Annotated in this window: 9 protein-coding genes; 5 read left to right on the top strand and 4 right to left on the bottom strand. The window is 60.2% G+C overall.

The genetic code is table 11. The features are described from left to right. Positions 1-209: transposase domain-containing protein (locus tag ACMZ6R_RS09725; protein ID WP_416110831.1), on the top strand; the 209-nt coding region annotated here is incomplete at its 5' end. A 342-nt stretch (positions 210-551) separates the two neighbouring features. Beyond that, positions 552-3,596 (top strand): PAS domain S-box protein, encoded by a 3,045-nt coding sequence (locus ACMZ6R_RS09720; protein WP_416110829.1) that lies wholly within the window; start codon positions 552-554, stop codon positions 3,594-3,596. 324 nt (positions 3,597-3,920) lie between these two features. On the opposite strand, the gene ACMZ6R_RS09715 is transcribed toward ACMZ6R_RS09720, so the two are convergent. Together ACMZ6R_RS09715 and ACMZ6R_RS09710 are read right to left on the bottom strand one after the other, a co-directional pair. Then, positions 3,921-5,264, bottom strand: a complete 1,344-nt coding sequence (locus ACMZ6R_RS09715; RefSeq protein WP_416110827.1) for an ATP-binding protein — start codon at positions 5,262-5,264, stop codon at positions 3,921-3,923. Beyond that, positions 5,261-5,923, bottom strand: coding sequence for a response regulator (locus ACMZ6R_RS09710; RefSeq protein WP_416110825.1), 663 nt, complete (start codon positions 5,921-5,923; stop codon positions 5,261-5,263). The genes ACMZ6R_RS09715 and ACMZ6R_RS09710 overlap by 4 nt, the downstream gene beginning before the upstream one ends. Positions 5,924-6,022: 99 nt before the next feature. Here ACMZ6R_RS09710 and dsbD point away from each other — a divergent pair, with 99 nt between their 5' ends. Together dsbD and ACMZ6R_RS09700 are read left to right on the top strand one after the other, a co-directional pair. Further along, the gene (gene dsbD / locus ACMZ6R_RS09705) at positions 6,023-7,798 is read left to right on the top strand and encodes a protein-disulfide reductase DsbD (RefSeq protein ID WP_416110823.1); all 1,776 of its coding nucleotides are present in this window, start codon (positions 6,023-6,025) and stop codon (positions 7,796-7,798) included. A gap of 39 nt (positions 7,799-7,837) precedes the next feature. Continuing rightward, positions 7,838-8,473, top strand: a complete 636-nt coding sequence (locus tag ACMZ6R_RS09700) for a DsbA family protein (RefSeq protein WP_416110821.1) — start codon at positions 7,838-7,840, stop codon at positions 8,471-8,473. Between the two features lie 349 nt (positions 8,474-8,822). Here ACMZ6R_RS09700 and ACMZ6R_RS09695 read toward each other — a convergent pair whose 3' ends face one another. Beyond that, positions 8,823-9,239: a hypothetical protein gene (locus ACMZ6R_RS09695; protein WP_416110819.1), complete on the bottom strand. Its 417-nt coding sequence runs from the start codon at positions 9,237-9,239 to the stop codon at positions 8,823-8,825. Between the two features lie 180 nt (positions 9,240-9,419). Beyond that, positions 9,420-9,767: a peptidase inhibitor family I36 protein gene (locus ACMZ6R_RS09690; protein WP_416110817.1), complete on the bottom strand. Its 348-nt coding sequence runs from the start codon at positions 9,765-9,767 to the stop codon at positions 9,420-9,422. Between the two features lie 633 nt (positions 9,768-10,400). Here ACMZ6R_RS09690 and ACMZ6R_RS09685 point away from each other — a divergent pair. After that, a complete protein-coding gene (locus ACMZ6R_RS09685; protein ID WP_416110815.1) occupies positions 10,401-11,162 on the top strand; it encodes a hypothetical protein in 762 nt (253 codons plus the stop codon). Positions 11,163-11,267: the final 105 nt, after the last annotated feature.

Below are 11,267 nucleotides of genomic sequence, written 5' to 3'. Positions count from 1 at the left end.
AGAACTGGCTTTTCTCAGGCCACCCACGCGGGGCCGACGCCTCGGCCACCCTGTACTCCCTCATCGAGACCGCCAAGGCCAACGACCTGGAGCCGTACCGTTATCTGCGTCACCTCTTCGAGCACTTACCGGCGGCAACTTCCGACGCCCAGCGCAAGGCCCTCCTGCCACCGTACATCGCTCCCAAAAGCCTGATTATCCCTACCTGAACTTCTGCCGCCTTCCGATTGCCCTGACAAGATGCGCCTCATTGAGCGCTTACTTTGAGAATAGGCAGTTTGCAGCAGGGAACAACTTCGCATCCGAGCTTGGGCGCTTTCCCCGTGTGCCCGCTCGATGGTGACGCTGCTCTTGAGACTGGTTGAAAGCTCATGGGCAATCAGGCGCAACGACGCGTCCCCCATGCCCTCGACTGTCCCTGGTTGCCGACCATAATGGAAAGCAATGGCGTCATGTTGACGGGCGTGCCTTCAAATGGGTATTGTTATTATGTAGGAGCAGTTATCGGTATTTTTTTAAAGGACGCAGCATAAAACCAAACGGTATGGTCCATGAAAATCTCAATGCCGGACTCCGTGAAATTCAACCTTGTCTTGGTGGTTTTGGCCGGGCTGCTGCCTGTTGTGGCGGCAATGGCCAGTTCTGTTTTGGAACGGTGGAAGCATGAGATCAATGACATAGAGCTTACCAGCCTCCGTATGGTTGCATATTACGCTGAACAGCAGGAGGAAGAAACTCGACGCATTATAACGATACTTGACAACCTGGCGGGAACCTTGCCTGTGCGGACCATGGACCCTGTGGCCTGCGATGCTTTATTCCGAAACTTCCTTGCCGCCAATCCAGGCTATGCGAACTTTGCCCTTACGGACCCCCAGGGGAACGCTGTGGCCTCGGCCCTCCCCTTCACAAAGCAGAACCTCATGGACCGGAAGGAAGTCAAGGAGGCCTTGTCCACCGGGAAGTTTTCCGTCGGGGAGTTTGCCGTGGGCAAGGTGAGCGGGATGGATATTCTCCCCTTTGCCCTGCCGGTGCGGGATGGCGGGGGCGAGGTGCGGGGTGTCCTGCTCGCAACGTTGCGGTTGCAAGACTTCAAGCCGTTTTTCGAACGGGCACGATTGCCCCAGGACTCCTTCGTGGGGCTGGTCGATGCCAATGGCCGCCGGCTCTTCAGATTCCCAGCCAAGGATTCTGACCCTATCGGGCAATACACCGACCCCGCTGTTTGGCGGTCGATTCAGTCCGTGGGACAAGAAGGCGTCTTCACGGGGCATGGCTCCGACGGCCCGGAACGAATTTACGCGATACACCGCATGGCGCTGGCTCCGGGGGACGCCCCCTATCTGAACATATTCGTAGCCATCCCCAAAACCGTGGTTGTGGACAACGCCAACGCGGCTATTCAACGCCAGGTCGGGTGGCTCTTTCTCTCTGTGGTGTTGGCCGGAAGCGCGGCTTGGCTGGTGTGCCAGTACGGTATCTACGAGCGGGTGGACGCGTTGTCTGCCATGGTCCGCCGTCTGGAGGGTGGCGACTTGTCCGCCAGGACAGGACTCGACAATCCCCAGGGCACCTTCGGCGAACTGGGGGCCACCCTCAATACAATGGCCGCAGCCCTGCAACAGGATATGATCGAGCGCACCGAGGTGCAGCGCAATTTGGAAATGGAAATCCTTCGCCGCAAGACCCTGATGGAGAATAGCGGCGATGGCATCGTCGTCATCGATCAGGAGCACCGGGTGGTGGAGGCTAACCGCAGGTTCGCGGATATGCTCGGTTATACACCGGAAGAGTTGGTCGGGATGGCTACCTGGGACTACGAAGCCAGGGTGAGTGAGGAAGATATCCACAATAAATTTGGGGATATGGACAAGGTTAAGAATGTCTTTGAGTCCGAGCACCGACGCAAGGATGGCACAACCTTTCCCGTGGAGGTCAGTGCCAGCGGGACCAAGTTTCAAGGGCGGTCATTTGCCCTGGCCGTCGTGCGGGACATTGAGGAGCGAAAGCGCGGGGAGCAAACTCTGCGTAACTTCTACGCACTGCTGGAGAACGCAGAGCACGTGATGGTCTTTAAGGATACGGCCCTGCGTTACGTCATCGTCAACAGGGCCTACACGCAACTGACCGGGCATTTGCCGCAGGACGTCATCGGTTTGAGCGACCTGGAACTCTTCGCAGGCAAGTCCACCCCGGAGCAGATCGAAGCGTATATGGCCAACGACCGGCAGGCCTTGCCCCTGAAGCCGGGCCAGTCAGTCACTGCCGAGGAGGAGACGCTGGGGCCAAACGGGGAGGTGCGCACCTATCTGACCAAAAAGTTTCCCGTCTACGGCGAGGATGGTGGACTTATGGGCGTGGGGACGATTTCCTGGGAGATCACCGACCGCAAAAGAATCGAGATGGAATTGCGGGAAGCCAAGGAGATGGCCGAAGAGGCCACCCAGACCAAAAGCCGGTTCCTGGCCAACATGAGTCATGAGATTCGTACCCCCATCAACGGGATCGTGGGCATGGTCCAGTTGCTGAAAACGACCGAGCTTGACCGGGAACAGATTGCGTATGTCGAGATGGCGCTCCAATCCTGCCGACGCCTTACCGGATTGGTTGCCGACATCCTTGATCTCTCCCGGATCGAGGCCGGGCGGCTTCAGATCAAGGCCATGCCATTCCCGTTCATGGAACTGTTTCGGGCCGTTGAACAGCTTTTCGCCATGCCGGCACGCCAGAAAGGCATCCGCTTGACCTTTTATGCGGATGAGAGAATCCCGGACCATGTGGTGGGAGACAGTTCCCGGCTGCAACAGGTGCTGAACAACTTGGTCGGCAATGCCATCAAATTCACTCAGGCCGGGGAGATAAACGTTGAGACCTACCTCTTGCCGTCTCCCGCCCCGGACAAGGTTCGGGTGCTGTTCTCCGTGGCCGATACTGGAGTCGGCATCGATGATGCGATACTTCCAGCCTTGTTTGAGCCCTTCACGCAGGCCGACGAAAGCTTCACCCGGAAATACCAGGGCGCGGGTCTCGGGTTGTCCATCTGCAAAAATCTGGTGGAGTTCATGGGGGGAGGTGTCTCCGTCGACAGCGCGAAGGGCGTCGGCACCACAGTGCATTTCTGCGTCGTATTCGGAAAGGTCGCGGCGAGTTCTGAACAAGCCGAGGTCAAAACGGCCCCCCGGACGGATGCAGTCCATGAATTCACGGCGCTCGTGGTAGAAGACGACAAGGTGAACGCGATAGCTCTATCCCATCTCTTAAAAAAGGCTGGCCATCGCATCCGAAACGCTGAAAATGGGCGACAAGCACTGGATATCCTCCAATTGGAAACCTTCGACCTCATCCTCATGGACATCCAGATGCCGGTTATGGACGGCCTGGAGGCCACACGCCGCATCCGGGCCGGGGAAGTGGGAATGGACAAGGCCGACATCCCCATCGTCGCCCTTACCGCCCACGCCATGTCCGGTGACAGGGAAAAGTTCCTGGCCGCGGGGATGAGCGACTACCTCGCCAAGCCCGTTGAGATGGAGACGCTTAGGGAAGTCATTGCGAGGGTTGTTACAGGCGGTCCCGCCAAAGTAGGGAGCGCCTGAAAAACGTGGGGCCTATGGTTCACTGTTCAACCTTATGACGTCTCATCCTTACGGTTTCACGCTGAAAAAGCTGGAGAACCGGGATTGGAGAACCTCCCCAGTGGATAACCTCTGGATAACCGTCTGTGGGCTTGTTTGGGTCGTTTTAGCCGGGATACGTTATCTTCTCTTAAATAAAATCAAGTTATTATAAGTTGTTACAGTTTTACAGTCGGCCTTCTAAGCAGACGGCCACAGGTTCGAATCCTGTCGGGCGCACCAAGACAAGATTTCAAGGGGGGGGCGTATGGCCTGCCCCCTTTTTTCGGCTGGATCGAGACGACCTCAAGGGCGCGAAGCGGTTGCGCGCGGCAACACAGCCATGGCCCTAAGCCCCAGGCCGCCTTCCCGGTTTTCCAGAACAAGCCATCCTCCCATTTGTTGCAGCACGGCTTCGACGATGGCGAGTCCCAGCCCGCACCCCGTGGGCGTCTGCTGTTTGCCGCGAAAGAAGCGTTGCGTCGCCTGGAGAATCTCGTCAGGAGGCATGCCGGGCCCTTCGTCTTCCACTTGTATGCCACGCCCGTCCGACGTGACGTTCCAGACGACCGTACCGCCTTCGGGCGAGTGCTGCAGCGCGTTTTCATGGAGATTGCGCAGGGCGATGGCGAGGGTTTCCCGGTTTGCCGTGATCGCGAAGTCGCGCAGAGCCGGATCGATGCGCACCGTGATGCCCTGCACCACCGACGGCTGCGCCGATGTGCCGATCTCCTCGAGCACGTCGCCGAGGCAAATGCGTTCCGTTTGGCTGGCAGCCAGGCCGCTTTCGAGCTTGGCCAGGGTCAGCAGCTGGCGCACCAGGCGCGTGGCGCGGTCGACGGAGAGCAGGACGTGCCGCAAGGCCCCTTGTCGGATGCCGGGATCGTCTGTGGCCATGGCGATTTGCGCGTGCGTCTTCAATCCGGCCAGGGGCGTGCGGAGTTCGTGGGCGGCGAAGGCCGTGACATCCCGTTCGTGGCGTCGGGCCGTCTCCACCTTGGCGAACAGGCTGTTTAAGGCCGCGGCCAGGGGCAGGAGCTCGGCAGGGGCGTGTTGTGTCCGCAACGGTCGCATGTCGTCGACGTCCCGGGATTTGAGCTCCACGGCCATGTCGAGCAGGGGCCGCAGCCCGCGTCCGAGGCTGAGCCAGATGAGCCCGCCGAGCAGGGGAAGCATCAGGATGGCGGGGATGGAAAGCCCCTTGACCAGGTCGCGGGCGAGCTGATCGCGCTGGCCGAGACGGTCGCCGATCATCACGCGTACGCCCTGGGCGGGATTGTCGATGGTGTACACCCGCCAGTATTCGCCCTGGATGCGGCGATCGGAGAAGCCGGACGCCTTATCGGTCAGGGAGATGTCCGGCGCGCTGCCCGACCGGGCGAGGAGATGTCCGTCCAAGGTCCATATTTGGCAGGAAAGCTGGCGTTGGTAGTGTTCCGGCATTGCGGCGGCGCTCGCCGCGGCGGCAAAGGCGGGGCCGCTTCTGGCGACGAGGGAATTGACCATCCGCGCTGCCTCCTGGAGGCGGGTATCCAGCACATGCTCGAGTTCCGCCTTGGCCCCAACGAAAATCCAGAGGATGCCGCAGAGCCATATGACGCCTGTGGCGCTGACCAATATGGCGAAAAGACGCCGGCGCAGGGACGTCATGGCGCAACCCGCATACGGTAGCCGAGACCGCGCACCGTTTCTATCTTTTCCCGGCCTACCTTGGCCCGCAAATGATGCACGTGCACCTCCACCGTGTTGCTTTCCACTTCCTCGCCCCAGCCGTACAGCCGGTCCTCGATTTCGCCCTTGGAGCGGATCGCCCCGGGATGCTCCATCAGGAGCGCCAGGACCGCGAACTCCCGCCTGGACAGCGTGAGGGGATGTCCGTCCAGGGTGGCGGAAAGGGTTGACGGTTCAAGCGCAATGCCGGCGGCCCACAGGGAAGGGGCGGCGCGGCCGGCGCCACGCCGTCCGACGGCCCGGACGCGTGCGGCCAGTTCGTCCAGATCAAAAGGCTTGCCGCAGTAGTCGTCCGCTCCAAGGTCGAGTCCTTTGATCCTGTCCGCAATCTCGTCGAGGGCGGTGAGCAGCAGGACCGGGGTCCGGTCTCCCCGTTGGCGCATGCCTCTAAGCACATCAAGCCCGGAACCGTCCGGCAACATCAGGTCGAGCACCACCGCGTCGAAGGTCGTCGTGGCGAGCGCTTCGCCCGCTTGCGCGCAGGAGCCGACCAGATCCACGGTCATGCCGGCCAGGCCAAGCCCCACCTTGAGCCCTTCGGCAAGGATCTGATCGTCCTCGATGATGAGAATCCGCATGTCCGCTTTCCTCCGGCCCCGGTATCATGTCCCCGCCTTAAGGCTGGCTTAAGGTGCGGAAATGAAACCGGGGGAAACTTCATTCAAGGAAGGAGCGGCATGTCAAGAGCATTTCCATGGACGTACATCCTGGCCTTTATCGTCGGGCTGATCCTGTTGCCCGCCGCAGCGCCCGCCAAGACGCCAGCTCCAGCCGATGCGGTATTCCGGCTGAGCGTCCTGCGGGGCGGCGGCGGGGATATCCTCTGCACCTGGGACATCGACCCGGGGCATTACCTTTACCGGGACCGGATCGAGGTCAGGACAAGCGACGGCAAGGCCGTACCCCTTGCGCTGCCCCCTGGGGTGGAAAAGGTCGATCCGACCTTCGGGACCACGCGGGTCTACCACGACCACGTGTCGGTGCCCATCGCCAGGGCGGCCCTGCCTGCCTCGGGCGCGATCCAGGTGACCTACCAGGGCTGCGCCGAGCATGGCGTGTGCTACCCGCCCGTGCATAAGAGCATCGATCTGGCCACCCTCATGGTGTCGCCGGGAAAAAAGAGCCTTGCATCGGAAACCGCGCTTCCCGCCGAGCCGGCGCAAACCACGCCGGGCAAGACGGACGGGGCCCTGGCCTCCTCGCTTTCCGGCGGCCTGCCGGCGATGTCGCTCAGTTTTCTGGGCTTCGGCCTGCTTTTGGCCTTTACACCCTGTGTCTTCCCCATGGTGCCGATTCTTTCCGGCATGCTGGCCCGGTCCGGTCAGGAGCTTTCGATTCGCAAAGGGCTTGTCCTTTCCGCAGCCTACGTGCTGGCCATGGCCCTGGCCTATGCGGCCCTCGGAGTTGTGGCCGCCTGGTCGGGGCAAAATCTTCAGGTAATGTTGCAGCGGCCTGGGACGATCGTCCTGATGGGCCTCGTCTTCGTGGCCCTCGCGCTGTCCATGTTCGGTCTTTACGATCTGGCGCTGCCGGCATCCCTTGCCGCGCGGTTGTCGCGGATCACGGGGCGCGCAGGGGGCTCTGTCGGCGGCGCGGCGTTGCTCGGCTTCGGGTCGGCCCTCATTGTCGGCCCCTGCGTGACGCCACCGATGGCCGCAGCGCTTTTGTACGTGGCGCAGACGGGCGACGTCGCCCGGGGGGCGGCTGCCTTGTTCGCGCTGGGGCTTGGCATGGGAATACCGCTTCTTGCGTTCGGCCTTTTCGGCGGCAAGTTGCTGCCTAAATCCGGGGCTTGGCTTGTCACGGTCAAGCAGGTTTTCGGTTTCCTCTTCCTGGGACTTGCGATCTGGATGTTCGGGCGGGTGCTGCCCGGGCCGGTGACCCGCGGGCTGTGGGGTATATTGGCCATCGCGGCCGGTGTGTGGTTCGGCCTGCTGCGAAGCCATGGATACGGGATGCGTCTGGCCGGCGGCGGGATCGCCCTTGGCGGAGTGCTCCTGTTGACGGTCAGCCTGGGCGTTTTTCCCTTTTCCTGTCCCCTTGCGATCTGCGCTGGCGCGCCGGCGGCGTCCACGGATACGGCAAGCGGGTATTTCCGCAAGGTGCGCACCGTCGACGGGTTCGACGCGGCCATGGCCGAGGCGAGGGCCAAGGGCCAGCCCATCCTGGTCGATTTCTCTGCCGACTGGTGCGTGGTTTGTCGGGAGATCGACCGCGAGGTCATGGCCGATGCGGCCGTTGCCCCGCGCCTGGGCAACGTTTCCATCCTGCGCGTGGACGTAACGGCGGACACTCCCGAAAGCCGCGCGCTCATGCGGCGCTTCGACGTCGTGGGACCGCCAACCATGTTGTTCGTCAATGCCCATACCGGCCGGGAAATCGACAACAGCCGCTCTGTCGGCGCGGTTTCGGTCGCGCAGTTCCTCCGGACCCTGGGGAAGGTCGGCGCCTGAGCGATCTCCCTTCCAATCACAAAAAGAAAGGATGGCTCCATGAAATCGAAGGTGTTGTTTGCGCTTGTCGTCTGTCTGGTCCTGGTTGCCGCCATCGCGCCGTTGCGGCGCGCCGTTGCGACCGAGCAACCCGTGGATTCCGCCGCGGTATTTGACGATCCCTCCGCCCCTGTCACCGGTAATCCAAAAGGGGATGTCACCATCGTCGAGTTTTCCGATTACAATTGCCCCTTTTGCAAGCAATCCGCCGCGGCGCTCGAAAAGTTGGTCAAGTCGGATGGCAAAATCCGTGTCGTTCACAAGGATTGGCCCGTGCTGACGGATGCCTCGGCCTATGGGGCGCGGCTGGCTCTGGCCGCCGGCTATCAGGGGAAATACGCCGAGGCCCATGCGGCGTTGATGCAAATCCCGGGCATGCGGATTTCAAAGGACCGGATGCTGGAAGCCGTCAAGGCCTCGGGCCTGGATATGGACCGTCTGGAAAGCGATCTCAAAGTCCATGCCAAGGAGATCGCCGCCTTGCTGGAGCGCAATTCCGAACAGGCCGAAACGCTGGGGCTGCAAGGGACGCCGGCATTTCTCGTCGGGCCCTATATTGTTCCTTCCGCTCTTGGCTACAACGATTTCAAGCAGGTTGTCGCCGATGCGCGGACGAAAATAAGAGGGGACAGATAGAGCGCCTTTCCCAGTTGCTCCTCGCAGACGGCCGCAGGTTCGAATCCTGCCGGGCGCACCATATTCCAAGGGGTTACGAAGAACGTAACCCCTTTTTCGTTTGTGTGGGGGATTAATACGGTGTTGTGGTACAAATGGAGAAGGGAGAAAGCCATTGTGCAAGCGTACAACAAAAATGAGAAAGCATTTCAGACAAACTGGGAAGACTGCGTCGTCTTCGCTTTCTCATTTTTGTTGGAAAGACATGGCCCATCCCTCATCCACGCGTCAAGCGATGGGGCCGCGATAAGCCGATATCAGGAACCGAAAGGAGTGGACGAAGCCCACTCCCGCAGAAAACACACCGTAGTTATTTGGTGATCCGGACATCCAGGATATAGTGCGTGTCGTCCCCTTTCATGGCGCCGACAATGATTTTGTAGGCACCGCTTGCGGGCAAGACGCCTTTCCACTGCGTGGCGTCATCGTCCTCGCCGGCCTTGGGCAGGTAGGCGTCCTCCTTGCCAGGTTTCTGGATGCGAAACAGCACAAGGTTCTGCTTGTTGGACACCTTCACCTGCATGGTCTGTCCGGCTTTGGCCATTATGGGATACACGTCGCGGTCCATCCCTTGGATTTCGCCTTTGAGGCTGGTGGAGTTGGCCCCGGGCGCAAATTTGATCTGGGGTTTGTCTTCGGCAATGGCTGCGGTCGCAAGACACAAGACCATGATGGCTGGCAGGGTGAGAGCCGCCATGGCATGGGAAAGGTTGAGACTTTTGAACATCTGTGACTTCTCCTTTTATGGTGCGCGTGTTGTGCTGGCGCTGGGTGCCGAAACAGTCGCTTATTGGGGCATGAACCCTGGGACTGCGACAAAGGAAAGATGGAGAATAAACACAATTCTCAAGGGTAATACGAGATATCACTCCGGACGCATCATAAAATGGTGCAATGTGTTATGTTGTTATTCAACAACAATGGACGAAACGATGTCGTTCCATCTTTCGCCAACGAATTTATAATCATGTGTGATAGTCGATTTTCTCCCTGAATAGTTTTTGTGTTCAAATAGAATGACAGTATTTCCGCTGCTTACCTTGATTGAACTTAAAGTGTCATTTCCTATGTCAAGGTCATCGACATTATAGCTGCCCTCTTGTAGGCATTGATGCTGGCCTTTGTAGTTGGCATGTTCATAGATTATGGCAGCGCAGTGCCTGGCTTCGGCATTTTTCGGCACGAGCATGGACATCCCAACCGTCATGGCACACAACATCATGACTACGAATACATTACGATACACCTGTTTCATTTCCTACTCCTTTATGCGATTGTTTTCCTCTAACGTCACGGCGCCCCTGCATCCCACTTCATGGCACACCGCTGGGTTATGATGGCCTGGCCCCTAGCACAGACCGTGCCGGAGTCGAAAGTCGGTGTAACGGGAGCCAAAAACCGCCGCCGCGGGGACAGGACTGCGCTGCGCCTGCCCACAATTCTGCCATCAGCCTGTTTTCCTGTCGGATGCCGTGCCCTATGATCTGGCAATTCACCGGGGGAGTCGATCCGCTCGTCGCCATACAGGCTCTGGTTGACGCCCAGAGGCGTGGGCACAGGCTGCCACACGCCAACGCGTTTCCAGGCTGCGCCCAGCCAAGCCCCGCACAGGATCGCTTTTCATCTTTGGCGTGACTTATGCTTGTGAGGAATGCTCCGCATAACGGGTATATCGTCGCGTCCCTTTTGCCAGGGAACTGCTTGCAATAGGATGGGACCGCTTTTTTTCCCTGCTTGCCCTGGCCGGGCGATTCGCGTTGAAACTGCGCGCGCTACGATGAAGCGCAGGCCAGGCCCCTGTTGCTCCTTGATGCGCGGCAGGAACATGAAATCCTCTCCGTCACCCTTTCACGCGAAGCCCGGAACACGCATTTCCAAGGAGGATACCATGAAAAAACTTGCCGCGATTCTGGCCGGATGCCTGCTTGTCTGCGCCGTGTCCGCCCAGGCAGCCCCTGCGCTGCGCCTTGCGGGCAACCGACTTGTGCTGGAAAACAAAGGGAAGGCCACGACGCTGTCCACGAAAGATTTTCCGGTCGAGGCCGTCAAAGACGCCCAAGGAAAGCCCCTGGCCGGCCTGCGTTATTGCGGCATCGGCGCCGCCGGCGGCAAGGCCCACGGCCTTGCGCCCGGGCTCTATCTCTTTGACGCCACAGGGAGGATGACAGCCTTCGCACCGACCGAGGCGGCGGAATTCTGCGCCGAGGTGCGCCTGTCACCGGGGGCAACGGTCCTGGCCATGGACTCGGGGACCTGGCTTGTCCGGTCCTGGTTTTTTTTGAGCTATCCCGGCATGAAGCCCCTTGGCGAGGTTGCCTACTACCAGGCCGAGGACAAGCCCGCCCTGCTGTGGGAGGGCGATGACGGCGCACTTTTCTCCAGCATGGAGACGCAGGGCCACAAGCGAATCTGCGACTACGACCCCTGCGGCCCTGTCTCGGTGCGCGCCTATTCCTTCAAGACCCGCAAAGCCACGACCCTGCTGGCGGGCACGGATCTGTGCGATTACACCTTGACCGGCTTTACGCCCAAAGGCGGCATGGTCGCGGCGGACAAGCGCTGTCTGCCCTCGGCCAAAGCGTGGAAGGCGTTCCCGCAAAACGTGCCTGCGCAGCGGATTACGGTCAAAGAGGCGGTTGCCGGGCCCTAGGGCCCGGCATGCCGCTGCCGATGACGGCGGAAGGGGAGGCCCTCCCTTGAAAAACCACAGCCCAACATGTTTTGATATTTATCATTTATTTTTGTAGCATGCCCA

This window comes from Solidesulfovibrio sp. C21, assembly GCF_047785625.1.
In the GTDB taxonomy this organism is placed as follows: domain Bacteria; phylum Desulfobacterota; class Desulfovibrionia; order Desulfovibrionales; family Desulfovibrionaceae; genus Solidesulfovibrio.
This window is presented reverse-complemented; position numbering and strand designations above follow the sequence as displayed.